This window comes from Tropicimonas sp. (genome assembly GCF_047971885.1).
In the GTDB taxonomy this organism is placed as follows: domain Bacteria; phylum Pseudomonadota; class Alphaproteobacteria; order Rhodobacterales; family Rhodobacteraceae; genus Tropicimonas.
Genome location: NZ_JBKEAE010000131.1, coordinates 1 through 24,036 on the forward strand (window position 1 = coordinate 1; position 24,036 = coordinate 24,036).

The 24,036-nt window shown below is 66.8% G+C and carries 23 protein-coding genes; 14 read left to right on the forward strand and 9 right to left on the reverse strand.

What is annotated here, in order from left to right:
- Positions 1-137: 137 nt before the first annotated feature.
- Both smpB and dapA read right to left on the reverse strand, forming a co-directional pair.
- On the reverse strand, positions 138-611 hold the full coding sequence (smpB, locus tag ACK5IR_RS11165) for an SsrA-binding protein SmpB (RefSeq protein ID WP_416928883.1): 474 nt from the start codon (positions 609-611) through the stop codon (positions 138-140).
- Between the two features lie 51 nt (positions 612-662).
- Positions 663-1,538: a 4-hydroxy-tetrahydrodipicolinate synthase gene (gene dapA, locus ACK5IR_RS11170; RefSeq protein ID WP_416928885.1), complete on the reverse strand. Its 876-nt coding sequence runs from the start codon at positions 1,536-1,538 to the stop codon at positions 663-665.
- 190 nt (positions 1,539-1,728) lie between these two features.
- Between dapA and ACK5IR_RS11175 the strand changes: the two genes are divergently transcribed.
- Complete coding sequence (locus ACK5IR_RS11175; RefSeq protein ID WP_416928886.1) at positions 1,729-3,669, forward strand: lytic transglycosylase domain-containing protein; 1,941 nt, start codon at positions 1,729-1,731, stop codon at positions 3,667-3,669.
- Positions 3,670-3,676: 7 nt separating this feature from the next.
- Here the strand turns inward: ACK5IR_RS11175 and ACK5IR_RS11180 are convergent, their stop codons facing one another.
- Entirely contained in the window at positions 3,677-4,546 is an 870-nt protein-coding gene (locus ACK5IR_RS11180) for a DMT family transporter (RefSeq protein WP_416928888.1), read from the reverse strand.
- Positions 4,543-5,190 carry a tRNA (5-methylaminomethyl-2-thiouridine)(34)-methyltransferase MnmD gene (gene mnmD, locus ACK5IR_RS11185; RefSeq protein WP_416928922.1) on the reverse strand — a complete coding sequence of 216 codons (648 nt, stop codon included), beginning with the start codon at positions 5,188-5,190 and terminating at the stop codon, positions 4,543-4,545. Before mnmD ends, ACK5IR_RS11180 begins: the two co-directional genes overlap by 4 nt.
- A gap of 75 nt (positions 5,191-5,265) precedes the next feature.
- On the opposite strand from mnmD, the gene ACK5IR_RS11190 reads away from it, so the two are divergent.
- Positions 5,266-6,309 (forward strand): NAD(P)/FAD-dependent oxidoreductase, encoded by a 1,044-nt coding sequence (locus ACK5IR_RS11190; RefSeq protein WP_416928890.1) that lies wholly within the window; start codon positions 5,266-5,268, stop codon positions 6,307-6,309.
- Positions 6,310-6,315: 6 nt separating this feature from the next.
- On the opposite strand, the gene ACK5IR_RS11195 is transcribed toward ACK5IR_RS11190, so the two are convergent.
- Both ACK5IR_RS11195 and ribA read right to left on the reverse strand, forming a co-directional pair.
- A complete protein-coding gene (locus tag ACK5IR_RS11195; RefSeq protein ID WP_416928891.1) occupies positions 6,316-6,810 on the reverse strand; it encodes a L,D-transpeptidase family protein in 495 nt (164 codons plus the stop codon).
- Positions 6,807-7,889, reverse strand: a complete 1,083-nt coding sequence (gene ribA / locus ACK5IR_RS11200; RefSeq protein WP_416928893.1) for a GTP cyclohydrolase II — start codon at positions 7,887-7,889, stop codon at positions 6,807-6,809. Before ribA ends, ACK5IR_RS11195 begins: the two co-directional genes overlap by 4 nt.
- Positions 7,890-8,059: 170 nt before the next feature.
- Between ribA and ACK5IR_RS11205 the strand changes: the two genes are divergently transcribed.
- Positions 8,060-8,746 carry a response regulator transcription factor gene (locus ACK5IR_RS11205; RefSeq protein WP_416928895.1) on the forward strand — a complete coding sequence of 229 codons (687 nt, stop codon included), beginning with the start codon at positions 8,060-8,062 and terminating at the stop codon, positions 8,744-8,746.
- 643 nt (positions 8,747-9,389) lie between these two features.
- Here ACK5IR_RS11205 and ACK5IR_RS11210 read toward each other — a convergent pair.
- Complete coding sequence (locus tag ACK5IR_RS11210) at positions 9,390-10,208, reverse strand: alpha/beta hydrolase family protein (protein ID WP_416928897.1); 819 nt, start codon at positions 10,206-10,208, stop codon at positions 9,390-9,392.
- A gap of 285 nt (positions 10,209-10,493) precedes the next feature.
- On the opposite strand from ACK5IR_RS11210, the gene ACK5IR_RS11215 reads away from it, so the two are divergent.
- The 7 genes from ACK5IR_RS11215 (at position 10,494) to ACK5IR_RS11245 (ending at position 15,697) form a co-directional block, all read left to right on the forward strand.
- Positions 10,494-11,249, forward strand: coding sequence for a DUF459 domain-containing protein (locus tag ACK5IR_RS11215; protein ID WP_416928899.1), 756 nt, complete (start codon positions 10,494-10,496; stop codon positions 11,247-11,249).
- Between the two features lie 20 nt (positions 11,250-11,269).
- Positions 11,270-12,682, forward strand: a complete 1,413-nt coding sequence (locus ACK5IR_RS11220) for an MBOAT family O-acyltransferase (RefSeq protein WP_416928901.1) — start codon at positions 11,270-11,272, stop codon at positions 12,680-12,682.
- 7 nt (positions 12,683-12,689) lie between these two features.
- Positions 12,690-12,944, forward strand: coding sequence for a hypothetical protein (locus ACK5IR_RS11225; protein WP_416928903.1), 255 nt, complete (start codon positions 12,690-12,692; stop codon positions 12,942-12,944).
- 87 nt (positions 12,945-13,031) lie between these two features.
- Positions 13,032-13,820: an exodeoxyribonuclease III gene (locus ACK5IR_RS11230; protein WP_416928905.1), complete on the forward strand. Its 789-nt coding sequence runs from the start codon at positions 13,032-13,034 to the stop codon at positions 13,818-13,820.
- An 85-nt stretch (positions 13,821-13,905) separates the two neighbouring features.
- Positions 13,906-14,823, forward strand: coding sequence for a tetratricopeptide repeat protein (locus ACK5IR_RS11235; RefSeq protein WP_416928906.1), 918 nt, complete (start codon positions 13,906-13,908; stop codon positions 14,821-14,823).
- Positions 14,824-14,849: 26 nt separating this feature from the next.
- Positions 14,850-15,497: an LON peptidase substrate-binding domain-containing protein gene (locus tag ACK5IR_RS11240; protein ID WP_416928908.1), complete on the forward strand. Its 648-nt coding sequence runs from the start codon at positions 14,850-14,852 to the stop codon at positions 15,495-15,497.
- 47 nt (positions 15,498-15,544) lie between these two features.
- The gene (locus tag ACK5IR_RS11245) at positions 15,545-15,697 is read left to right on the forward strand and encodes a Trm112 family protein (protein ID WP_416928924.1); all 153 of its coding nucleotides are present in this window, start codon (positions 15,545-15,547) and stop codon (positions 15,695-15,697) included.
- Positions 15,698-16,030: 333 nt separating this feature from the next.
- Here ACK5IR_RS11245 and ACK5IR_RS11250 read toward each other — a convergent pair whose 3' ends face one another.
- A complete protein-coding gene (locus ACK5IR_RS11250) occupies positions 16,031-17,260 on the reverse strand; it encodes a UbiH/UbiF/VisC/COQ6 family ubiquinone biosynthesis hydroxylase (RefSeq protein WP_416928910.1) in 1,230 nt (409 codons plus the stop codon).
- An 86-nt stretch (positions 17,261-17,346) separates the two neighbouring features.
- Between ACK5IR_RS11250 and ACK5IR_RS11255 the strand changes: the two genes are divergently transcribed.
- The 4 genes from ACK5IR_RS11255 (at position 17,347) to ACK5IR_RS11270 (ending at position 23,550) form a co-directional block, all read left to right on the forward strand.
- Positions 17,347-18,702: an amidase gene (locus ACK5IR_RS11255; protein WP_416928912.1), complete on the forward strand. Its 1,356-nt coding sequence runs from the start codon at positions 17,347-17,349 to the stop codon at positions 18,700-18,702.
- 93 nt (positions 18,703-18,795) lie between these two features.
- Positions 18,796-19,980, forward strand: a complete 1,185-nt coding sequence (locus ACK5IR_RS11260) for an aminotransferase class I/II-fold pyridoxal phosphate-dependent enzyme (RefSeq protein WP_416928914.1) — start codon at positions 18,796-18,798, stop codon at positions 19,978-19,980.
- A 20-nt stretch (positions 19,981-20,000) separates the two neighbouring features.
- Positions 20,001-22,865, forward strand: coding sequence for a DNA translocase FtsK 4TM domain-containing protein (locus tag ACK5IR_RS11265; RefSeq protein WP_416928916.1), 2,865 nt, complete (start codon positions 20,001-20,003; stop codon positions 22,863-22,865).
- Between the two features lie 88 nt (positions 22,866-22,953).
- Positions 22,954-23,550: a LolA family protein gene (locus tag ACK5IR_RS11270; protein ID WP_416928918.1), complete on the forward strand. Its 597-nt coding sequence runs from the start codon at positions 22,954-22,956 to the stop codon at positions 23,548-23,550.
- Between the two features lie 66 nt (positions 23,551-23,616).
- Here ACK5IR_RS11270 and ACK5IR_RS11275 read toward each other — a convergent pair.
- On the reverse strand, positions 23,617-24,036 hold a 420-nt coding region (locus tag ACK5IR_RS11275), incomplete at its 5' end, for a lytic transglycosylase (RefSeq protein WP_416928920.1).

Consider the following 24,036-nt stretch of genomic DNA (forward strand, 5'->3'; position numbering starts at 1 on the left):
CAGCCATCCGGTGCTGACAAGCGTTCTGGGATCGTCCGGCTCCATCTCGCCCTCCCGCTGGATCGTCGTCAGGAAGTGCTAGTCTGCGACGGCCGGGCACGCAAGGCAATCCGCGCCGGCTGCGCCGCGGTCGCGGGTCAGCCGTTCTGCCTGAGCAGGCGCTGCTTCTGCCGGTCCCAGTCGCGTCTGGCCTCGGTGGCGCGCTTGTCGTGGATCTTCTTGCCCTTTGCGATGCCGATCTTCAGCTTGGCGATGCCCTTGTGGTTGATAGAGAGCACCAGCGGCACCAGCGTCATGCCCTTGCGCTGGGTCTCGGTCCACAGCCGCGACAGCTCCTTGCGGTTTACCAGCAGCTTGCGGCGGCGGCGCTCCTCGTGGCTGAACATGGCGCGGTCGTAGGGGGCGATGTAGCTGTTGACCAGCCATAGCTCGCCATTCTCGACCGCGGCATAGCTTTCGGCGATGTTGGCCTTGGCGGTGCGCAGGCTCTTGACCTCGGATCCGGTGAGCGCGACGCCGCATTCGAGGTCGTCCTCGATCGCGTAATCGTGCCGCGCCCGCCGGTTCTCGGCGATCACCTTGTAGTTGGGGTTGTCCTTCGCTTTGGCCATGACCGGGCGATATAGGCGCTCTGGGGGATACTGCCAAGGCCCCGCACGGGATCAGACGTCGATCCCGGCAAAGACCATGGCGTTGCGGATCGCGGCCTTGGTGCCGTCGGTCAGCCCGACCAGCGGCAGCCGCACCTCTTCGGAGCATCTGTCCAGCAGCGACAGCCCGAACTTGGCCCCCGCCAGTCCCGGCTCGAAGAAGATCGCCCGGTGCAGCGGCATCAACCGGTCCTGAAAGCCGAGCGCCGCCGCATAGTCGCCCTTTTTCATTTCAGCCTGGAATTCGGCGCACAGCTTCGGCGCCACATTCGCCGTCACGCTGATGCAGCCGACGCCGCCATGGGCATTGAAGCCGAGCGCCGAGGCATCCTCGCCCGAAAGCTGGATGAAATCCCTGCCGCAGGTCTCGCGCTGGCGGCTGACCCGGGTGACATCTCCCGTCGCGTCCTTGACGCCGACGATGCGCGGCAGTTGTGCCAGCCGGCCCATCGTTTCGGGCGTCATGTCCACGACCGACCGGCCGGGAATGTTGTAGATGACGATCGGCAGGTCGCAGGCGTCGTGCATCGCCCTGAAATGGGCGTAGAGCCCGTCCTGCGTCGGCTTGTTGTAATAGGGCGTGACGACCAGCGCAGCGGCGGCACCCACCGATTCGGCATGACGGATCAGGCCGATCCCCTCGGCGGTGTTGTTCGAGCCCGCGCCGGCAATCACCGGCACCCGGCCGGCTGCGGCCCTGACCACGCGCTCGACCACATCCTTGTGCTCGGCATGGCTGAGGGTCGGGCTTTCGCCGGTGGTTCCCACCGGAACGATGGCACTGCTGCCCTCGGCGATCTGCCAGTCCACCAGCGCCTCGAGCGTGCCATGATCGACCTTGCCGTCCTTGAACGGGGTCACCAATGCGGGAATTGAGCCACTGAACATCCTAACCTCCGTTTCCCGCGCCGCCGGGCGCGTCACTGTTCGGGCGATCCGGCCCGAGTCGACTGCAGTGCAGAACGCGCGGACACTATATTGCCGGGGGGCGCTTGCCAAGTTTGTGAGTTGCGGTCATTCACCGGGCGACTAGTCTGCGCGTGAACCCGCCGGATCCCAAGCCCACAGGCCCCGCATCGTGCGTCTTCTCCTATCCCTGCTGATCTTTCTTTCGTTTTCCGTTGCAGCACCGGCGGAACGATCGCCCCAGGCCGAGGCGCTGGCGCAGGCGCTGGAGCAGATGCGGCAGGAAAACTGGCGCGCCGCCGAGGTCGAGGCGCGCAAGGCCGGCCCGGTGGGGCTCGACATCATCGAATGGATGCGCCTGCGCAAGGGCGGTCAGGCCCAGTTCGACGCCTACCGCGACTTTCTGGCCCGCCGCCCCGACTGGCCCGGGCTGGATCTGCTGCTGAACCGGGGCGAGGGGTCGATCCCGACCGATGCCGACCCGACCGAGGTGATCGCCTATTTTGCCGGCCGGCAACCCGCCACCGGCAACGGAACGCTGCGGCTGGTCGAGGCGCACCGGGCGCTTGGCCATTCGGGTGACGCCGAGGCGCTGGCCGTGATGGCCTGGTGCAGCCTGCCGATGGATGCCGAGACCGAAGGCAAGCTGCGCGAGCTTTACGGCCCGACACTGGCCGAGCAGGATATCGCCCGGCTGGACGAGATGCTGTGGCAGGGGGCGAGCGCGGCGGCGCGGCGCGTTCTGCCGCAAGTGCCCGAAGGGTGGCAGAAACTGGCCGAGGCGCGCATGGCGCTTGCCGCACAGGAGCCCGGCGTCGATGCGCGAATCGAGGCGGTGCCGCAGGATCTGCGCGAGAATGCGGGCCTGGCCTACGAGCGGTTCCAGTGGCGCGTCCGCAAGGGGCGGTCGGACGAGGCAATCGCCCTGATGCTGGAGCGCTCGAACAGCCCCGAAAGCCTCGGCCGGCCAGAGATGTGGGCCGAGCAGCGTCGGATCTATGCGCGCCAGCTGATGCGCGACGGCAAGGCTGCGGATGCCTATGCGCTGGCCAGCCGGCATTTCCTGGCGCAGGAATGGCCCTATTCCGATCTCGAATGGCTGGCCGGTTATCTGGCGCTGAAATATCTCCGCGATGCCGAACTGGCTCTGTTCCATTTCCAGCAGGGTGAATCCATCGTCGCCACGCCGATCAGCCTGAGCCGGATGTATTACTGGCAGGGGCGCGCCTTCGACGCACTGGCCGAGCCCGACCAGGCGATAACCGCCTATCGGCGCGGAGCCGACTACCAGACTGCCTTTTACGGGCTGCTCGCGGCCGAGGCCGCCGGCGTTCCGCTTGATCCCGCCCTGACGGGAACCGAGGTTTTCCCCGAGTTGAAGGATAGTACGCTGGCGGACAGTTCGGTGCTGGCCGCGGCGCGGCTGCTGCTCGAAGCGGGTAACCCGTGGGAGGCCGAGCGCTTCCTGACGCATCTGGTCGAGGGCAAGGACCGCGGCACCGGCGGGACGCTGGCGCAGGAGGTGCTGGACATGGGCGAGGAACATATCGCGCTGATGATCGCCAAGCGCGCCGCCTATGACGGGATCGTCCTGCCGGCGGCGTATTTTCCGCTGAGCGGGTACATGAACCGCGATCTGCCGGTCCCCAGGGAATGGGCGCTGGCCATCGCCCGCCGCGAAAGCGAGTTCGACCCGGTGGTGGTCAGCCCGGCCGGCGCGCGCGGGCTGATGCAACTGATGCCGGGCACGGCGCGCGACGTATCGGCCGACCTGCGCATTCCCTATGACCGCGACGGGCTGACCGAGCAGCCGGCCTATAACGTGACCGTCGGCACGGCCTATCTCGCCGGTCTGTTCGAGGCCTTCGGCCGGGCGCCGGTGCTGGTTACCGTTGGTTACAACGCCGGCCCCGGCAGATCGCTCGACTGGACGTCGCGTTACGGGGATCCGCGCGCGCCCGATGTCGACGTGATCGACTGGATCGAGCATATCCCCTTCCGCGAGACCCGGGACTACGTGCAGCGCGTGTCGGAATCGGTCATCGTCTATCGCGCGCGGCTCAGCGGCAAGACCGGACCGGTCGAGTTCCTGCGCTTCCTGAAGGACGGTTGATCCGCCGCTACCCGAGGCGCGATTCGCGCCACAGGGTGAACAGCCCCGCCAGCACCACGATGGCCCCGCCCGCGACGACCTGCGGCTCCAGCGTTTCGTGAAAGACCGTCACGCCGATGGTCGAGGCGAAGACCAGTTGCAGATAGGCAAAGGGCTGCACCGCGCTGACCTCGGCGACCTCGTAGCAGCGGATCAGCAGCCAGTGGCCGAACACCCCGGTCACGCAGAGCAGCGCCATCCAGCCCCAGTCCCCGCCGCTCATCGGCTGCCAGTGCCAGATGCCGACCGCCGTCATGAAGACCGCGCCCATCGTGCCGGTCCAGAAGAAGCTGGAGGCGGCGCTGTCGCGGCGTGCCACATAGCGCGTCAGCAACCCGTAGAGCGCGAACATCGTCGCGCCGACCAGCGGTATCAGCGCGTCGGGCGAAAAGACATGCGCGCCCGGCCTGAGGATCACCAGGATGCCGATGAAACCGACGAGGATCGCGCTCCAGCGCATCCAGCCGACCCGTTCGTGCAGCACCGGCCCGGAGAGCGCGGCGGCGATCAGCGGATAGCTGGCAAAGACGGCGTGGCTCTCGACCAGCCCGAGGCGGACGAAGCCGGTTACCACGACGCAGATCTCCGCCGCCAGAAGCAGCCCGCGCAGTGCCTGCAACCCGGGCTGTGCGGTGGCTGCGGCTGCCCGCAGGCTACCGGCGTGGCGGGCGGTGACGCTCATCACGAAGGCGGCGAAGAACCAGTAGCGGACCATCACCACCATGAAGACGTTGTATTCGCCGGCAAGATGGCGCGAGAGCCCGTCCTGCACGGCGAAGACGAAAGTGGTGGCGACCATCAGCAGGATGCCGAGCCGGTTGTTCTGGAGCGCTGTCATGATCGCCCGATGCTCATGTGTCGCTTGCGTCCGTAGCCGGGGCGGCGGGTGACGGCAAAGCCCGCCCCGGCCAACGCGCGGCGTACCGCACCCGCGGCGGTATAGGTGGCAAAGCTGCCCCCCGGCGCCGTGTGCCGGGCCACTGCGGCGAGCAGGCCGGGCTCCCACAATTCGGGATTCTTCGCCGGGGCGAACCCGTCGAGAAACCAGGCGTCGGCCAGCCCGTCCCACGCGGGCAGGGTGGTGCGCGCGTCGCCCACGTGCATTTCCGCCTCGATCGGGCCGATGTGGCCGCGAAACCCGCGCGGGTTCCAGATTTCCAGGAATTCCTCCGCGAGCGAGCGAAGCGAGCCGAAAGGCGCCAGCGCGCGGCTCAGATCGTCGCGCGCCAGCGGGAAAGCCTCGAACCCGGTATAGCGGATCGGCGCAATCCCGGCGGTTCCGGCACAGGCCGCCAGCGCCAGCAGGTTCAGCCCGGTACCGACACCCAGTTCGGCGACGTGAAAGCCGGGAACGAGCCGCGCCGGCAGATCGTTGCCGTCCAGAAAGACATGCCGGGTCTCCGCCAGCCCGTCGTCGAGCGAATAATACGGATCGTCGAAGCGCACCGAAACCGGCACCGCTCCGTCGCGCCAGATCAGCATGTCGCTCTGGCCCACGCCTGCCACTTGTTCTAACCCTTTCCCCGAACGCGCGGAGCATGATCGAGAGGGCGAAACTTGGCAAGGATCGACGTGACAGTTCGCGGTGCGGGGATATTCGGGCTCGCCTGCGCCTGGGAGATGACCCGCCGGGGCGCGCGGGTGCGCGTGATCGAGACGGCCGGAATCGGCGCCGGGTCGTCGGGCGGGCTGGTCGGGGCGCTTGCCCCCCATGTGCCCGAAAACTGGAACGCGAAGAAGCAGTTCCAGTTCGAAAGCCTGATCATGGCGGCGGATTTCTGGGCCGGGGTTCAGGCGGCCTCGGGGATCGACCCCGGTTACCTGCGCAGCGGGCGGCTCCAGCCGGTGCCGGATGCGGCCGGGCTGGAGCGGGCGCGGCAGCGCGCGACCGGGGCTGCGACACTCTGGCAGGGCAGGGCGGAATGGCGTGTGGTGCCGGCCGACACGTTCGGCGACTGGGCGCCGGTATCGCCGACCGGCTGGCTGATTCACGATACGCTGACGGCGCGGCTTCATCCGCGCCGTGCGGGGGCGGCGCTTGCGGCGGCGATCGCCGGTGCGGGCGGCGAGATCGTTATCGGCGAGGCGCCGGAAAGCGGGCCCGTCCTGTGGGCCACGGGCTGGCAGGGGCTGGCCGACCTGGGGGCAGCGCTCGGCCGCAATGTCGGTGCGCCGGTCAAGGGGCAGGCCGCGTTGCTCGGGCTGGACCGCGCCGACGCGCCGCAGTATCTGGCCGATTCGGTACATGCGGTTCCGCATGTCGACGGAACTGTCGCCATCGGCTCGACGACCGAACGCGAATTCGACGCGCCCGACAGTACCGACGCGCAGATCGACGCGGTTGTCGCCCGGGCCCGCGCTGCCTGCCCCGCGCTGGCCGATGCCCCCGTCATCGCCCGCTGGGCCGGCCTGCGCCCGCGCGCGCGCAGCCGGGCGCCGATGCTGGGCGGGTGGCCTGGCCGGCCGGGGCATTTTGTTGCCAATGGCGGGTTCAAGATCGGCTTCGGAATGGCGCCGAAGGTGGCCGAGGTTATGGCGGCGCTGATACTTGACGGCCGGGACGCGATCCCCGGGGGCTTTCGCGTCGAGGACAACCTCTGACCCGGCTCAGCCAACGATAACGCGCGTTCCCGGGGCAATCCGGCCGGCGATCCACAGCAGATGGTCGCGCCGGAAGGCGATGCAACCCTCGGTCGGGTGGCGCGGCCGGCGCCAGACATGCAGGAATATCGCCGAGCCGCGCCCGGGTACGGCACCGGGCCAGTTCCAGTTGGTCGTCAGGACAATGTCGTAAAGCGGATCGGCCCGGCGCAGGCGTTCGTGGCCGAAACCGTGCGGCGTGCGTACATGGTGATTATAGGCCGGATCGGCCGGGTCGTCCGACCAGAGGTCGTGCGGGCCGACGGGCACTGCCCAGGGGGCCGGTGCCGGCAGCCGGTCGGGGCGATAGAACATGCCGGTAATGCGGTGCGTTCCGCGCGGCGTCGCCCCGTCGCCCTCGCGCTTGTCGCGGGCCAGCCCGCTTCGGCCGATGGCGGCGGGAAAGAGGCGGCTGCAAAAGCGCACGCCGCGCGGCGTCAGCACCAGATCTGCGGGTGTCACAGCAGATGCCCCGATTTGGCCGCTTTGGCGGCAAGATAGGCGGCATTCTCGTCGGTCCGCGCGACCCTGAGCGGCACGCGTTCGGCAACCTCGATGCCCTGGGCGCGCATCATCTCGATCTTGGCCGGGTTGTTGGTCATCAGGCGAACCGAGGCGAAGCCCATCGCCCGCAGCAGCGCCGCGCCGATGCGGAAATCCCGCTCGTCATCCTCGAACCCCAGCCGGTGGTTGGCCTCGACCGTGTCGAATCCCTCGTCCTGCAGGCGATAGGCGCGCATCTTGTTGGCCAGCCCGATGCCGCGCCCCTCCTGATTCAGATAGAGCAGCACGCCCGCACCCTCGCGGCCCATCGCTTCCAGCGCATTGTGCAGTTGCGCGCCGCAGTCGCACTTGCGCGAACCCAGAACGTCGCCGGTGAAACAGGCCGAATGGAGCCGGGCCAGTACCGGCGCGGCGCGGCCGGGCTGGCCGATCTCGATGGCATAATGCTCTTCACCACCGTCATCGGGGCGAAAGACATGCAGACGCCCGGCCCCGGCAAGCGCCATGGGCAGGCGGGCCGAAACCACCTCGTCCAGGTGCGCGGCATCATCCGGCGTGCCGTCGGTGGCAAGGTCGAGAACGGTCAGGCCCAGCGCCCGGGCCTCGGCGGTGGCGCCGAGGCCGCGCACAAGAACCGCCGGCAGCAGACGCGCTTCCTTGGCCAGCGCGATACCGGCACGATGAAGGTCGGCCGGCCCGCCCCGCGCTGTCGCGAACGGCCCCTTCATGGGCGACGACAGATCGCCGGCAGGGTCGGCGACCGCCTGCGCCCATTCGAGCGTTGCACCGACGGGGAGTTCCATTCGGGCAAGATCGCCGTCATAGGCGGGCACCTTGAGCGTGCCGGCCCGGCGCGCGGTGATTGCCAGAACGGCGCCGCCATCCCCGGCGAGTTCGCGGAACCGCGCCGGGCGCAGGCTTTCGATGGCGGCGATCAGCGCCGCCTGGCCGGAGCCGGCGATACAGACGGGTACCCCCATGCGCAGATCGGCCCGGGCGCGGGCGCGGCGTTCGGCCGGGGTCAGGGACAGGGGCATCGGCGTTCCCTTGCACGAAAACGGCGGGTGAAGCAGCTAACATGTAACTGCCGGCGCGAAAAGCTGAAACAATTTGCGGTCCGGCCACACATCGCCGTGATCGCTTGCAGCATTTCTTGCCGCAACCGTGCCAAACGCACATCTGCGGCAAAACGAGCGAGGAGTTTTTCATGGCAAACCTGAAGAAGATCCTTCTGGTCGATGACGATGACGACCTGCGCGAGGCGCTGAGCGAACAACTGGTAATGACCGAGGATTTCGACGTCTTCGAGGCGGCGAGCGGCGCCGAGGCGATGGAGAAACTGCGCGAAGGGCATTACGACCTTCTCATCCTCGATGTCGGGCTGCCTGACACGGACGGTCGCGAACTGTGCCGGCTGATGCGCAAGCAGGGGGTGAAATGCCCCGTGCTGATGCTGACCGGTCACGACAGCGATGCCGATACGATCCTCGGCCTCGACGCGGGCGCCAACGATTACGTGACCAAGCCGTTCAAGTTCCCGGTGCTTCTGGCCCGTGTCCGTGCCCAGTTGCGCCAGCACGAGCAATCAGAGGATGCCGTCTTCCAGCTTGGCCCCTACACGTTCAAGCCGGCGATGAAGATGCTGATCGACGAGAAGGATCGCAAGATCCGGCTGACCGAGAAAGAAACCAACATCCTCAAGTTCCTCTACCGGGCGACCGAGGGCGTGGTGGCGCGCGATGTTCTGCTGCACGAGGTCTGGGGCTACAATGCCGGTGTCACGACCCATACGCTGGAGACCCACATCTACCGGCTGCGCCAGAAGATCGAGCCCGACCCGTCGAACGCGCGGCTTCTGGTGACTGAATCGGGTGGATACCGGCTCGTCGCATAGGGGTATTCCATACTCTTTCATCCACCGCAAGTTGTGCTAAGGTGGGCAGTGGCAGAGTCCCCTTGTCACGTCGGGGTCATGGCGTGGCATCCTCCCTGTTGGACTGGCCCGGGCGCAATGCCCGGGCTTTTTTCCTGTCAGGTTGCGCACCGGCCAGCGGTATCGCCGTGCCGGGTTTTCCCGCACAGGATACCGGAGATCGGGCCGTTATGGAGCATGCGACCGGCGGGGAGGGAATTCCTGACCTAACTATCGCGGCCGCCTGTGCTAAGTATTTCCACAGTGCTTGTGTATCGCGTCATGGTTGACGCAGCACCCTCCCTGAAGAACCGGGCCGCCCGCCCAGGGCGGCCCGATTTACGGCACGGTAATGCGTTCCGGTACTGGTTCGAGTAGAGATGCCGTTTTTCAGGGGACCTCCGGCAGATTTTTGCCGGCGTCCGAAGCGGGGGATGTGAGATGCGGTGTGTGCGGCAATTGCGGCCGCGTCAGTGCTTGCGCGTGATTTGGTACGCCAGTTGCCGACGGTTATCGAGTACGGTGTGTGGTGCAGCGTTGCGCTGCGAATGTACCAGTTGCGTTTCACCAGTTTCTCCCTGCCTGTTGCGGTGTCGGAGAGTGCCGGCACCGCAACCGGATGGCCTTATTTCAGGTTTCGGATGAATCGCAGGGTATGTTCGATGACGGTTTCGACGGTTGCAGGACCATTGCCTGCGTCGAAGACGTGATCGGTGTCCATTTTCAGAACGCATGTCGTCGGGGCGCTTCGGGCGCCCCCGACTTTTTCCGCCAGTTGCGGGCCATCCGCCGCCGTCCGGTCCCGGGTTCCGCTGACGATCATCAGGGGGCCGGGAAAACGGGTGGCATCGGCTATCGGGTCGATGCGTGCGATCTGGCGGAAGAACCCGGCATTGAGGCCGGTTTTCCCGACCTGCGTCGTGTCATCCCCCGCCCGCGACTGCGCAATGCCCCGCAAGACCGCAGCTTCGCCATAGATGCCCGCATAGGTCTGACGCGGATCCAGTACCGGATTCCACAGCACCGCCGCCACGGCACTGGCGCCGCGGGCGAGTGCGCGCAGTGCGACCAGCCCGCCCTGGCTGAAGCCGAGCAGAACCGGCGCCGGGCGATGGGGGTCCGATCTGCGGCGAAGCGCCGCAAGTACGGCAAGCACGTCGCCGGCCTGACCGTCGAAGGTCGTGTCGCGCCAGCGTCCGCAGCTTTCGCCCGAGCCGCGAAAATCGAACCGGAGCGCCGCATGGCCGGCTTCGGCGAAGCGGCGGGCGGCCAGTTCGAAAAAGCGTTCCTCCGATCCGGCGACCGGAAATTCCGCTCTGGTCCCGGTATGGCCGTGCAGCATCACGATTGTCCGCGCCCGTGCCCGCCCGCCCGGTTCGGTCAAGGTTGCGGCGATCCGGTCGCCGTGGCTTTCCAGCCGGATATCGCGCTGGATGAGTGCCATGTCCGGGCTCGGTATCTGCATTCCGGTCTTCGGGGCTGGGCGGGGCGAAATGACATGTGGGAACGAACGGGGCAACGCGCGAGGTCGCGGCAGCATAGGTGTAGCAGCATAGGCATAACGGTCCACCGCGCAAGCGCCGCCGCCAGCGGCGGGTATTCTGGTGCAAACCCGTGCCAATTGGCATGTATCCTAAGGGCTTAGGCGACCTTTCTATTGACAGGTGCCGCACGCTGCAAAAAGACAGGCGCCGTATCGGGTTCAAGTGGCGAGATCAGGAGGCGTGGTGTGCAGCCCCGTATTGCAAGACAATCGGCATATCTGTTCGCCGCCCTGTTTCTGAGCGCAAGCGCGGCCTTTCCGGTCGACCGGCCGGCCGGGGCCGATACCGTTGCCGATGCCCCCCGGGTGATCGCCGTATTCGGTGACAGCATCGCAACCGGCTATTGCCAGGGTCTGAAACGGCAGTTGACCGATCTGCCGGAATATTCGGTCAAATGCTGGACCAAACCGTCTTCCGGCCTGACGCGCGACGATTTCTTCGACTGGGATGCCGAATTGCAGCGCAGGCTGGCCTCGATCCATGTGGATTACGCGGTCGTCTCGATGGGTGGCAACGATGCCCAGGACATGACCCTGCCCGACCGGATACTCGATTTTTCCGGTCCGGAATGGGCCGAGGAATATGGCCGGCGTGTTGCGGGCACGGTGGAACGGCTGCGCGCGGCGGGGGTCGAGGTGTTCTGGATCGGAATGCCCATCGCCCGCAGCGAGGCATTTTCGGACAAGCTCCGGCGCCTGAACCGCATCTATGCCGACAGGGCGCTGGCGGGGGGGGCTGCCTTCATCCCGATATGGGATTTCACCGCCGGCGAGGCGGGCAGCTATTCGCGGACCCTGCCCGATGCTGACGGGCGGATGCGCGTGGCGCGACAGAAGGACGGCATTCACTTCAATGGTCCGGGCGAGCAGATCGTGACCTGCTACATCCTCAAGCAGATGGCGCCGGCGACGGGCATTCCCGATACCGCGCTCCGGTGCTGAACCGCTGACCGGACGCCGCCATGCTGTTTCACACGTCCGGATTTGCCGTCTTCTTCGTCGCGGTCCTGACGACCTATGCCCTGCTGTCCCGTCACGCGCCGCGATGGCGCATCGGCTTCCTGATCGCCGCGAGCTTTGTCTTCTATGGCGCGTGGGACTGGCGGTTCACCGGACTGCTGGCCGGCAGCGCCGTCTTCAATCACTTCGTGGCGCTGAAACTGCAGAACACCACCCGACCAGAGGTGAAGAAGGCCCTGCTGACGTTTGCCGTTGCCGCCAATCTGACCGTTCTCGGCACGTTCAAGTATTTCGATTTCTTCCTCACCAGCCTGAATGAACTGCTCTATCGGCTCGGTACCGACGAATTGCCCTATTTCATGGAATTCATCCTGCCGGTGGGCATTTCCTTCTTCACCTTTCAGGCGCTGTCCTATGTGGTCGATGTCTATCGCGGCGATCTGCGCGCCTCGACCCGGCTGTCCGAAACGCTGCTTTTCATCTCGTTCTTTCCACAGCTTGTCGCCGGCCCAATCGTCCGGGCCAGCGCCATGCTGCCGCAGATCCGTTCGCTTGCCGACAGCGCCGTTCCGCCGCGGCGTATCGCGCTCGGTTTTGCCGGGGTCATGATCCTGTCGGGCCTGTTCAAGAAGCTGTTCGTTGCCAATTACCTTGCGACCGATCTGGTGGACGAGGTGTTCTTCGATCCGGCGTCGTACAATGCGCTCGACCTGCTGTTCGCCGCCTATGGCTACACGATCCAGATATATTGCGATTTCAGCGGCTATTCGGACATGGCGATCGGGCTGTCCGCCTTGCTGGGCTTTGCCATCCCGATCAACTTCGACCGACCGTTCCGCGCCACCTCGATGCGCGAGTTCTGGCACCGCTGGCATATCTCGCTGTCGACATGGCTGCGCGACTATCTCTACATTCCGCTGGGCGGGAACCGGCTCGGCCCGGCGCGCGCCCGCTGGAACCTGATGATCACCATGCTTCTGGGCGGGCTGTGGCATGGCGCGGCCTGGACATTCGTTCTGTGGGGCGCGCTGCACGGGGCGTTTCTGGTCGTCGAAAGCTGGTTGCGGGAAAGAACCCGGGTCCGGCTGCCGGCCTGGCTCGGGTTCCTCGTCACCTTCCATCTGGTAGTGCTGACCTTCGTGATCTTCCGCATCGAATCGATCTCGCTTCTGTGGGATTACCTCGCAGGCTTCCGCAGAACCGGTGGCACCGCCGAGGTTCTGACCCCCTTTACCGCCGGGCTGGTCGCGTATGGCGTTTTCGTCCACCTGCTGCCCAGCCTGACGCACTGGATGGCGCGGGCTGTCGATGCGCTGCCGTGGCCGGTGGCGGCGCTTGGGGCGGCGGTTGCGGTTACCCTCATCGCCGGGCTTGCGCCGGCGGGCGTTACCCCCTTCATCTACTTCCAGTTCTGAGGCGGCCATGGCAGAGACAGTGAAATACCGGCGGGTAACGCAGACGGCCGCAGCGGCGGCCGTGCTGCTCTGGGCGGCGCTGGCACTGGCGCTGAACACCGATGTGCTGGCGATCTGGGCACGCGCCGTTCCGCTGCCTGCCGCAGCCCGGCTTCAGGCGATCCAGGCGGCCGAAGCAATTGACACGGCGGCCAGGCAGGCCGGTTTCGGCACGCTGAAATCCGCCGCGCGCCGCCTCGTCGAACCGGAGGCCGGCGGCTGAGCGCAGCGCTGGACAGGGCGCGGACTTTTCCGTTTGTAGCCGCATCGGCGGGCCGCTAGGGTCCCGCGACCTGACGCGGAGACGACAATGCCCTTCACCATCGCCACCTGGAACATCAATTCGGTTCGGCTGCGGGCCGATCTGGTTGCGCGGCTTCTGCGCGAGGAGGCGCCCGACATCCTGTGCCTTCAGGAATGCAAGAGCCCGGTCGAGAAAATGCCCGTCGCGGTCTTTGCCGGGCTCGGCTACCGCCACATGATCGCGCGCGGGCAGAAGGGATACAACGGCGTGGCGATCCTGTCGAAACAGCCGGTCGAGGATCTCGGTGACCGCGATTTCGCCGGGCTGGGGCAGGCGCGGCACGTCGCCGGCCGGCTGGAGAACGGCGTGGTGATCCACAACTTCTATGTGCCGGCGGGCGGCGACAGACCCGACCGCGAGATCAACGAGAAATTCGGCCAGAAGCTCGACTATCTGACCGGCATGCGCGACTGGTTCCATGCCGGAAAACCCGAGCGGGCGATTCTGGTCGGCGATCTGAACATCGCCCCGCGCGAGGACGATGTGTGGAGCCACAAGTCGCTGCTCGGTGTCGTCAGCCACACGCCGGTAGAGATCGAGCATCTGGCCGGGGTGCAGGATGCCGGCGGCTGGGTTGACGTGACGCGGACAGACATTCCCGAAGGGCAGCTCTATTCGTGGTGGTCCTACCGCTCGCCCGACTGGGACGCGGCGGACAAGGGGCGGCGACTCGATCATGTCTGGGCGACGCCCGATATTGCCGGCGCCGCCCATTCCAGCCGTATCCTGCGCACCGCGCGCGGTTGGGACAAACCCTCCGACCACGCGCCGGTCTTCGCGACCTTCGATCTCTGAGAAAGCGGCGCGCAGGCGGGTGCTGCCCCTTGGCGTTTGCGCCGGCGCGGCACATATAGGGACAAACTTCTGAACGGAGACGCAAATGCTCGGACTTGGCGAGACTACCCGGCCCCCCTCTGACCTGATCAGGGATGGCTCCGAGGCGACCTTCATGGCCGACGTGATCGAGGCAAGCAAGGAAGTGCCGGTGATCGTCGATTTCTGGGCAACGTGGTGTGGCCCCTGCCGCACCCTCGGCCCGATGCTGGAAAAGGCGGTGACCGAGGCGCGCGGCAAGGTGCGCATGGTCAAGATCGACGTCGACCGCGACCAGCGGCTGGCGCAGATGCTGGCACAGCAGGGTCTGCCGCTGCAATCCATCCCCACGGTTGTCGCCTTCTATCAGGGGCAGGTCGCCGATCTGTTCCAGGGTGCGCTGCCCCAGTCCGAGGTCAAGGCCTTTGTCGACCGGGTGGTTGCGCTGGCCGGCGATGGCGGGCTGGCCGATGCCATTGCGGCGGCCGAGGAGATGCTGGAAGAGGGCGCGGCGGTGGACGCGGCCCAGACCTTCGCCGCGATCCTCGGGGAAGAGCCGAACAACGCCGCCGCCTATGGCGGGCTGGTGCGGGCGAACCTGGCGGCGGGCGAGGCCGACAAGGCCGCCGCGCTGCTCGATGCGGCACCGGCCGAAATCGCCTCGGCGCCCGAAATCGAAGCCGCCCGCGCCCAGATCGAACTGGCCCGTCAGGCGGCCGATGCCGGCCCGGTCGGCGAATTGCGTGCCGCGGTCGAGGCCGATCCGGGCGATCTTCAGGCGCGCTTCGATCTGGCCCGGGCGCTTTATGCCGGCGGCGATGCCGAGGGTGCCGTTGCGGAACTGCTGGAGGTGTTCCGGCGCGACCGCGAGTGGAACGACGGCGCAGCGAAAACCCAGCTTTTCACCATATTCGACGCGCTCAAGCCGACCGATCCGGTGGTTCTGAACGGCCGCCGCAAGCTAAGCTCTATGATCTTTGCCTGACGGCGCGTTCGCGGTAGGCTGGTGACATGTTCGCCTTGTCCGATCTGCCCGAGATAATTCCCGTCTTCCCCTTGCCCGGCGCGCTTCTGCTGCCGCGCTCGCAACTGCCGCTGCACATCTTCGAGCCGCGCTATCTGGCGATGCTGGACGATACGATGAAGACCAGCCACCGCCTGATCGGCATGGTCCAGCCGCGCGAAGGCGGCGAGACCGGGGCTGTGCACCTGCAAACGGTGGGCTGCGCCGGGCGGCTCACCGCGTTTTCCGAGACCGAAGACGGACGCTACATGATCACGCTGGCCGGGATCTCGCGGTTTCGCATCCGCGCTGAGGTCGACGGCTTCACGCCCTATATCCGGGCGCAGGTCGACTGGAGCGATTTCGCGCAGGATCCGGGCGGGGCCGGGCGCGATCCGGATTTCGACCGCGAGCGGTTCCTTGCGCTGCTGTCGCGCTTCTTCGAGGCGCGGGCGCTTGCCACCGACTGGGACAGCATCAGGGAAGCCGACGACGAGTTGCTGATCAACTCGCTGTCGATGCTGTTGCCGCTGGGGGTCGAGGACAAGCAGGCGCTGCTCGAAGCCCCGACGCTGTCCGACCGGCGCGAGACGCTGGAGACGCTGATCGCCTATGCCCTGAAGGCGGGCGATGCCGGACCCGAGGTGATGCAGTGACCGATGCGGCCGATCCAGCCCCCTCGCCGCCCCTGCACGAGCGCAGGATGCTCGAAGCGCTGGTCTGTCCGCGCACCGGCGGGGCGCTGGTCTACGATCCGGTGCGTCAGGAACTGATCTCGCGCGCGGCGGGGCTGGCCTTTCCGATCCGCAACGGCATTCCGATCATGCTCGAGGACGAGGCGCGCAAGATAGACTGATACCAGCTTTCTTGAAGAGTGCCCGATATTCGCCGCCGGATGACAGTATCGAGCCCTTCCTGTTCTGGCAGAGCAAGACACCCGGGCGCGGAACAAGGCCGCAGGCCGCCGCGCCAGCGCATGGCCGTTCCCGCGGCCAGGCGCTTTGGTGACGACCGTACAACGTTCATATTGCGGGCGGATGTGGCTGGCATAAAGCGCTTCGTTCTACCGTCAGGAGCGCCTGTCCACGGCCATGCGCTGGTGCGGCTTGCGCTCCCGTCCGAACGGCAGCTTTGTCCCGCATTGCCGACAGTCACGCCCTATGGCCGTTGGCATGGGCGCGCGGCTGCTTCAGGCTGGCCGGCCCTTCAGCAGATTCGGCAGATCTCCGGTCAGGCCGGCCGCCTCGGCGACGAAACGCCGGCGCAGGCCCGGCATGCCGTCGACCAGCCCCATGCCGAGGTCGCGGGTGAAGCGCAGCAGTGGGTTGTCGTTTGAAAACAGCCGGTTCACCCCGTCCATTGCCAGCGCGAGCGTGGCGCGATCGAAGCTGCGCCATTGCCGGTGACGTTCGAGCACGATGAGCGAGCCGATATCCTCGCCCCGCCGGCGCGCATCGGCCAGCACCTGGGTCAGCGTGCCCACGTCGGCCAGCCCCTGGTTGAAGCCCTGACCGGCGATCGGATGCACGCCCTGCGCGGCATCGCCGATCAGCACCAGCCGCTCCATCACAGTCCGGTTGGCCATGGTCAGGTTGAGCGGGTAGGCAAAGCGCTTGCCGGCCAGCGCGATCGTACCGAGAAAATCGCCGAAGCGCGGACGCAGGGCCTCGATGAAACCCGCATCGTCGAGCCCGGCGATATACCGCGCCGTTTCCGGCTCTTCCGCCCAGACTATGGAGCTTCGGTTGCCCGGCAGTGGCAGGATCGCCAGCGGCCCATGCGGCATGAAGAACTGATGCGCAACACCGTCATGCGGCAACTCATGCTCGACTGCGCAGACCAGCGCGGTCTGGCCGTAATCCCAGCCGGTCCGCCGGATGCCGGCCCGCAGGCCGACGCCACTTCTGCGCCCGTCGGCGCCGACCACAAGCGCCCCGGTCAGCCTGTCGCCGGATGCCAGCGTCACCGCGGCGCCCCCGGCCGCGATCTCCTGCGACACCACGGTCTCGCCGGGGCGGTGGACGATCATCGGGTTCGATTCGGTCGCCTCGAGCAGTGCACGGCGCAGAAAGCGGTCTTCGACGATGAAGCCCATCGGACCCTCGTCCATCTCGCCCTGGTCGAAATGCATCGCAACCGGCCACAGCGGGCCCTCGCCCGGGCGTCCGTCGGTGGTGACGATTTGCAGGATCGGCTGCGCATGCGCGCCGATCATGGGCCAGACGCCGATGGCGGCCAGCAGTCGCTTCGAGGCGAGCGCGAGCGCGTAGGAACGCCCGTCGAAGCCCGCATCGGTGCGGGTCTCGGCACTCAGGCTGTCGATCACGGTCGACCGCATGCCCGCCTGGGCACAGGCAAGCGCCAGCGCGGGCCCGTTGAGCCCGCCGCCGACGATGAGAATGTCGCTGTCATGTTTCATCGCGACAAGAAATACCCGTGCCGCCGGGATTGTCCATGCGCTGCCCTGCCGCTACCGTCGCCGGCGGACGGATTGCGGAGGCGGCGATGCACGATTGGCTGGGGATGAGCGCGGCGGAACTGGGCCGTGGAATCGGGGCGGGGAGGATCGACCCGGTTGCATTGGCCGAATGCTATCTCGACGCCATCGAAACTCACGTACATTGCCAGCGAATCTATGCGCGCGTCACGCGCGCGCGCGCGCTGGACGAGGCTGCGGCCGCAGCCCTGCGCGCTCGGGCGGGTCTGCGCCTGTCGCCGCTCGACGGGGTGCCGGTAAGCTGGAAGGACCTGTTCGATACCGCCGGCATTGCCACCGAATCCGGCAGCTTGCTGCTTGCCGGCCGGGTACCGCCTGCGGATGCCGAAGTGCTGGGTAACGCCACCGCCGCCGGGCTGGTCTGCCTCGGCAAGACCCACATGACCGAACTGGCGTTTTCGGGGCTGGGGCTGAACCCGGTGACCGCCACGCCGCCCTGTGTCAACGACGCGGCGGCGGTGCCGGGCGGGTCTTCCTCGGGGGCGGCGGCATCGGTCGCCTTCGGGCTGGCGGCGGCCGGGGTCGGCTCGGATACCGGCGGTTCGGTACGGGTGCCATCGGCGTGGAACGATCTTGTCGGGCTCAAGACCACGTCGGGGCGGCTCTCGCTCAGGGGTGTGGTGCCGCTTTGCCCGCGTTTCGATACGGTTGGCCCGCTTTGCCGAAGCGTCGAGGATGCGGCACTCATGCTGGCAATTCTCGAAGGTGGCAGGCCGGTGGACCTGACCGGTGCCTCGCTTGCCGGCATGCGCTTCCTGTCGCTTTCGGAAGAAACCATCGGTGCGGCGCGCGATGTGCCGCGCGCTGCCTTTGGGGGTGCGCTGGAGCGGCTTGCCGCGGCCGGGGCCCGGATCGAGACCGCGACAATCCCGGCCGTTCCCGACGCGCTGGCGCTGGCGCCGGTCATCTTCGCGACCGAAGCCTACGGTACCTGGCGGGACGAGATCGAGGCGCGGCCCGAACGGATGTATCCGCCGGTTCTGGAACGCTTCCGGGGCGGCAGGAATTTCTCGGGGCCCGATTATGTCGCCGCTTGGCAAAAGCTCGATACGCTCCGCTCGGAATATCTGGCACGGACGGCGGGTTACGATGCGGTACTGCTGCCGACCTGCCCGAACCTGCCGCCCGATGCGGCACGGCTCGGGGCCGATCCCGCCTATTTCGCCGAAGAGAACCTGCTGACTCTGCGCAACACCCGGATCGGGAACATGATGGGCCTTTGTGCGCTGACGCTGCCGACCGGGGTTCCGTCGGCCGGTCTGATGCTGATGGCGCCGCCGATGGCCGAGGAGCGGCTGCTTCGCGTCGGGGCCGCTGCCGAGGCGGCATTGACTCAAAAGCCACAAGGCCCGGCGCATCGCTGACATTTTCTGGACGCGACGCGCCAGTTGCGGCTAAGCTGTTCGCAAACGGGGCGAAACGACCCCGTATCGAGGCATTGGTAGAGCAGCGAGCGCATGACGTTCCCCGAGAGGTTTTCCGACCTTCCTGATTATGCGTTTCCGCGCCTGCGGAAGCTTCTGTCCGGCTCCGCGCCGGGCGGAGAGGTCATCGACATGACCATCGGAGAGCCGCGCCACCTGATGCCGGACTTCGTGGGCAAAATTCTGGCGCGGAATGTTGCGGGTTTTGCCAGGTATCCGCCCAACGACGGCACGCCGGAACTGCTTGGCGCCATTGGCGGCTGGCTGTCGCGGCGCTATGGCGTCACGGTTGACCCCGCAACGCAGGTCATGGCGCTGAACGGCACGCGCGAGGGGCTGTTCAACGCCGTGGTCGCGCTCTGCCCGGAACGGAAGAACGGGCGGCAGCCGGTCGTTCTGGTGCCCAATCCGTTCTATCAGGTCTATGCGGTCGCGGCGCTGGCCGTGCAGGCCGAACCGGTCTACGTTCCGGCAACCGCTGCGACCGGGTTCCTGCCCGACTACGCCGCCCTGCCGGCAGAGGTGCTGGAGCGGACGGCGATCGCCTTTGTCTGTTCGCCGTCGAATCCGCAGGGCGCGGTTGCCGACGGGACCTACTGGAAAACGCTGCTGGAGCTGGCAGAACGGCACGATTTCCACGTCTTTGCCGATGAATGCTATTCCGAAATCCACCGCGACACCCCGCCGCCCGGCGCGCTGGAAGTGGCGCAGGAGGTTGGTGCCGATCCGGAGCGGGTGGTGATCTTTCATTCGCTGTCGAAGCGGTCGAACCTGCCAGGGTTGCGCTCGGGGTTCGTTGCCTCGGGGCCGGAATGTAGCGCACGCATCCGCAAGCTGCGCGCCTATGCCGGTGCGCCGCTGCCGCTGCCGCTTCAGCGGGTTGCCGAACAGGCGTGGTCGGACGAGGATCACGTGCGCGCGTCGCTGGCGCTCTATCGGCAAAAATATCGCCTGGCCGACGGGATATTCGCCGATCTGCCGGGATATCGCGGGCCCGAGGGCGGATTTTTCCTCTGGCTTCCGGTTGCCGATGGCGAGGCGGCGGCGCTCCGGGCATACGAAAAGGCGGGCGTGCGGGTTCTGCCGGGCGCCTATCTGGGCAGGTCGGCGGGCGGCGAAAACCCCGGTAAAGGCTATGTTCGCGTCGCCATGGTGGCAGATTTGGACGAGTTGCAGCGCGGGTTGTGCAGGCTGCGCGACTGCCTCGATGTCAAGTAATTGAAGGACGGCAAGATCCCATGACCTATCAGACACGACAGCGCGACCCCCTTCTCGACAGTTCCATGCAGGAGGCGCTGGAACGGCGGGGCAGGGAACTGATCGGCCTGGCGATGGTTGGACTGGCCATCGCGATTGCCGTCATGCTCGCCACCTATTCACCGCAGGATCCGTCGTTCTTCTCGGCGACCGATGCGCCGATCAGCAACGCTTTCGGGGCGTTCGGCGCTTCGGTCGCGGCGCCGCTGGTGATCGTCGTCGGGCTTGCCGGCTGGAGCATTGCGGCGGTCGTGGCGGTCTGGGGCGTGCGGCTGCTGTTCAACGAGGGGGCGGAGCGTGCCATGTCGCGGCTGATCTTCGCGCCCATCGCGCTGGCGCTTGCGGCGATCTATGCCTCGACCCTGGTGCCCGGCGCGGACTGGGGGCACAGCTTTGGTCTGGGCGGGCTTTTCGGCGATACGGTGCTGGGCGCCACGCTCAATCTGCTGCCGCTTCCTGCCAGCTTCGGGGTGCGGATTCTCGCCCTGCCGGTGTTGCTGGCGGCGATCGGTGTGCTGCTGTTTGCCAGCGGCTTCACCCTGTCGGAGCTTGGTCGGGTGGGGCGGTTTCTTCTGATCGGGCTGGTGCTGCTTTACGACGGACTGATGCGGTTGCTCGGGCGCGGCGTTTCGGGTGCGGTTTCGGGCGTGCGCAGCGCCGCCGCGCGCCGGGACCGCCGGGAGGCGGTGACTGGCGACGCAGGCGCGCCGGAAGACGACGACCCCGATCTTCTCGATGATGATGATACCCCGCAGCCCGCCGCTCCGGGTGGACTTCTGGCAGCCGTGTCGACGCTTGTCCGCCGCCCGCCGGAGCCCGAACTTGTCGAGCCGGTGCTTTCCGGTGATGTGGAGGGCCTGGAAACCCCCGATCAGGATCGCATCCGCGCCCGTATCACCGATGCGATACGGTTGCGCGCCCGCGCCGGCGGTGCGCGTGTCGTGCCCTCGGTCGGGCGGGCCGAACCGCCCGTGGTGCGCTCCCGCAAGCCCAACCCGCTGATCCTGAACGTGCCGGGTGCCGTGCCGCCGGCGCCGATGGCGGAAATCGGCGACGCGGCGGGCATCGACAGGGCCGATATGGTGTCGCCCTCCCGCCCGGTTGCCACGGATCAGGAGTACGGGATGGACTTCGATGCGGACGATGACCTTCCCGTGATGCCTTCCGGACAGGCGGGGCCACAGATCACCCCGAGCATCCAGCCGCGCGCCGGTATTTCGGGCGAGGAGCCGCGCGGTGTCGTTCAGCATCCGGTGCGCAAGCCCGTTCAGCCATCGCGTCAGGCACGGGCCGAGGCGCAGCCGGCGCTGGCGCTGGAGCCTTCCGAACCGATGGTCTACGAGGCGCCGCCGCTGTCGCTTCTGTCCAACCCGGCGACGATCCAGCGCCATGTCCTGTCGGACGAGGCGCTGGAGGAGAACGCCCGCATGCTGGAAAATGTGCTCGACGATTATGGCGTCAAGGGCGAGATCGTTTCCGTCCGTCCCGGTCCGGTCGTCACCATGTACGAGCTTGAACCGGCGCCGGGCCTCAAGGCGAGCCGGGTAATCGGGCTGGCCGACGATATCGCCCGCTCGATGTCGGCGCTCGCCGCCCGGGTTTCGACTGTGCCGGGCCGGTCGGTGATCGGCATCGAACTGCCCAATGCCAACCGCGAGAAGGTGGTGCTGCGCGAGATCCTGTCGGCGCGCGAATTCGGCGATGCCGGCCACCGGCTGCCGCTGGCGCTGGGCAAGGATATCGGCGGCGCGCCGGTCGTGGCGAATCTCGCCAAGATGCCCCACCTGCTGATCGCGGGGACAACCGGCTCGGGCAAATCCGTTGCCATCAACACGATGATCGTCTCGCTGCTCTACCGGCTGTCGCCCGAGGAATGCCGGATGATCATGATCGACCCCAAGATGCTGGAGCTTTCGGTCTATGACGGCATTCCGCATCTGCTCTCGCCGGTGGTGACCGACCCCAAGAAGGCGGTTGTCGCCCTGAAATGGGTCGTGGGCGAGATGGAGGACCGCTATCGCAAGATGTCCAAGATGGGCGTGCGCAACATCGAGGGCTACAACGGCCGCGTGCGCGAGGCGCTGGACAGGGACGAGATGTTCAGCCGTACCGTGCAGACCGGTTTCGACGACGAGACCGGCGAACCGGTGTTCGAGACCGACGAATTCGCCCCCGAACTTCTGCCCTTCATCGTCGTCGTCGTTGACGAGATGGCGGACCTGATGATGGTCGCCGGCAAGGAGATCGAGGCCTGCATCCAGCGGCTGGCGCAGATGGCGCGCGCCTCGGGCATCCATATCATCATGGCGACGCAGCGCCCTTCGGTCGATGTCATCACCGGCACGATCAAGGCCAACTTCCCGACGCGGATTTCGTTTCAGGTCACTTCCAAGGTCGACAGCCGCACGATCCTGGGCGAGATGGGCGCCGAGCAGCTTCTTGGCATGGGCGACATGCTCTACATGGCCGGCGGCGGGCGGATCACCCGCGTGCACGGCCCCTTCGTCTCCGACGAGGAGGTCGAGGAGATCGTCAACCACCTCAAGGAACTCGGCCCGCCCGAATATGTCGGCGGCGTGCTCGAAGGTCCGGACGAGGACAAGGGCGGCGATATCGACCTGGTGCTCGGGCTCGGCGGCAACACCGATGGCGAGGATGCGCTCTACGATCAGGCGGTCGCCATCGTGATCAAGGACCGCAAGTGTTCAACCAGCTATATCCAGCGCAAGCTGGCCATCGGCTACAACAAGGCGGCGCGTCTGGTCGAGCAGATGGAGGAAGAGGGACTGGTCAGCGCCTCGAACCATGTCGGCAAGCGCGAGATCCTGGTGCCCGAACAGCAATAGCCGGAGGGCCGCCGGACGGTTCGGCGGCTCTCCGCCTCGTGAACAAATGACAGGTGCAGAGCGCCCCGTTCCTGCCTAGATTGACGGCATGAAACCGCTTCGCATTTTCCTTTCGGCTGCCCTTGTCGCCGTTTCCGTCCTGCCCGCGCCGGCGGCCGGGATATCGCTTGCCGCGCTTTCCAGCTACATGAACTCGTTTCAGACTGCGACGGGCGAATTCACCCAGATCAACGCCGACGGCACGATCTCGACCGGGAATATCTATATCAAGCGCCCGGGGCGCATCCGCTTCGAATACAATCCGCCCGACCGGAGCCTTGTGGTCGCCGGCGGCGGGACGGTGGCGATCTTTGATTCCAAGTCGAATACAGCGCCCGAGCAGTTTCCGCTGCGCCAGACGCCGCTGGGGATCATCCTGCAGAAATCGGTCGATCTGACCCGCAGCGACATGGTTACCGGCCATGGCAGCGACGGGCCCAGGACATTCGTCGTGGCACAGGACCCCGAACACCCCGAATACGGCAATATCCGCCTGGTCTTTTCCGACAACCCGGTCGAACTGCGCCAGTGGGTCGTTACCGACAGCGCCGGCGAGCGGACGACGGTGGTTCTGGGCGAATTGAAGAAGGGCGGCGATTTGGGCGCCGGCCTGTTCAGCATCCAGCAGGAAATCAAGCGCCGCTGAGCGGTCTCCTTCGTACCGGGCGCGCCTGCGTTGCCCCGCCGGCTCCGGGCGCCCGCTTTCCCGGCCTCAGCGCTTGCCGCAGGTCCTGAGCTGACGATCATAGATGATCGCCCGTTCCTCGACCCGTTCCGAAACCCCGACCAGCCAGTTCTTGGCCTTGTACGAGCCGCGGGAATAGCCGTTCCAGCCCTCGTGATAGGCAAGGTACTGACGACGGGCGTCGGAAAGCGAAATGCCCAGCCGCTTGTTCGACTGGTCCATGTACCAGCCCATGAAATCGGTTGCATCCTTGATGCGGTCGCGCTTGGCGCCGCGCCGCCCGGTGTCGCGCTTGTAATGGTCCCATGTGCCGTCGAGCGCCTGCGAATAGCCATAGGCCGAGCTTTGCCGGCCCATCGGAATCACGCCGAGCGCCCATTGGTATGGTGTGCGCGCATCGCCGTCGAACCGGCTTTCCTGATGGATGGTCGCCATCTGGACGGGGAC

What these genes read in the sequence shown, in the direction of transcription:
- dapA (WP_416928885.1), bottom strand. Translation starts at nt 1,538, where the DNA reads ATGTTCAGTGGCTCAATTCCCGCATTGGTGACCCCGTTCAAGGACGGC.
- ACK5IR_RS11265 (WP_416928916.1), top strand. Translation starts at nt 20,001, where the DNA reads ATGACCTATCAGACACGACAGCGCGACCCCCTTCTCGACAGTTCCATG.
- ACK5IR_RS11220 (WP_416928901.1), top strand. Translation starts at nt 11,270, where the DNA reads ATGCTGTTTCACACGTCCGGATTTGCCGTCTTCTTCGTCGCGGTCCTG.
- ACK5IR_RS11210 (WP_416928897.1), bottom strand. Translation starts at nt 10,208, where the DNA reads ATGGCACTCATCCAGCGCGATATCCGGCTGGAAAGCCACGGCGACCGG.
- ACK5IR_RS11260 (WP_416928914.1), top strand. Translation starts at nt 18,796, where the DNA reads ATGACGTTCCCCGAGAGGTTTTCCGACCTTCCTGATTATGCGTTTCCG.
- ribA (WP_416928893.1), bottom strand. Translation starts at nt 7,889, where the DNA reads ATGCCCCTGTCCCTGACCCCGGCCGAACGCCGCGCCCGCGCCCGGGCC.
- mnmD (WP_416928922.1), bottom strand. Translation starts at nt 5,190, where the DNA reads ATGCTGATCTGGCGCGACGGAGCGGTGCCGGTTTCGGTGCGCTTCGAC.
- ACK5IR_RS11225 (WP_416928903.1), top strand. Translation starts at nt 12,690, where the DNA reads ATGGCAGAGACAGTGAAATACCGGCGGGTAACGCAGACGGCCGCAGCG.
- ACK5IR_RS11230 (WP_416928905.1), top strand. Translation starts at nt 13,032, where the DNA reads ATGCCCTTCACCATCGCCACCTGGAACATCAATTCGGTTCGGCTGCGG.
- ACK5IR_RS11250 (WP_416928910.1), bottom strand. Translation starts at nt 17,260, where the DNA reads ATGAAACATGACAGCGACATTCTCATCGTCGGCGGCGGGCTCAACGGG.
- ACK5IR_RS11240 (WP_416928908.1), top strand. Translation starts at nt 14,850, where the DNA reads ATGTTCGCCTTGTCCGATCTGCCCGAGATAATTCCCGTCTTCCCCTTG.
- ACK5IR_RS11270 (WP_416928918.1), top strand. Translation starts at nt 22,954, where the DNA reads ATGAAACCGCTTCGCATTTTCCTTTCGGCTGCCCTTGTCGCCGTTTCC.
- ACK5IR_RS11255 (WP_416928912.1), top strand. Translation starts at nt 17,347, where the DNA reads ATGCACGATTGGCTGGGGATGAGCGCGGCGGAACTGGGCCGTGGAATC.
- ACK5IR_RS11205 (WP_416928895.1), top strand. Translation starts at nt 8,060, where the DNA reads ATGGCAAACCTGAAGAAGATCCTTCTGGTCGATGACGATGACGACCTG.
- smpB (WP_416928883.1), bottom strand. Translation starts at nt 611, where the DNA reads ATGGCCAAAGCGAAGGACAACCCCAACTACAAGGTGATCGCCGAGAAC.
- ACK5IR_RS11180 (WP_416928888.1), bottom strand. Translation starts at nt 4,546, where the DNA reads ATGACAGCGCTCCAGAACAACCGGCTCGGCATCCTGCTGATGGTCGCC.
- ACK5IR_RS11235 (WP_416928906.1), top strand. Translation starts at nt 13,906, where the DNA reads ATGCTCGGACTTGGCGAGACTACCCGGCCCCCCTCTGACCTGATCAGG.
- ACK5IR_RS11245 (WP_416928924.1), top strand. Translation starts at nt 15,545, where the DNA reads ATGCTCGAAGCGCTGGTCTGTCCGCGCACCGGCGGGGCGCTGGTCTAC.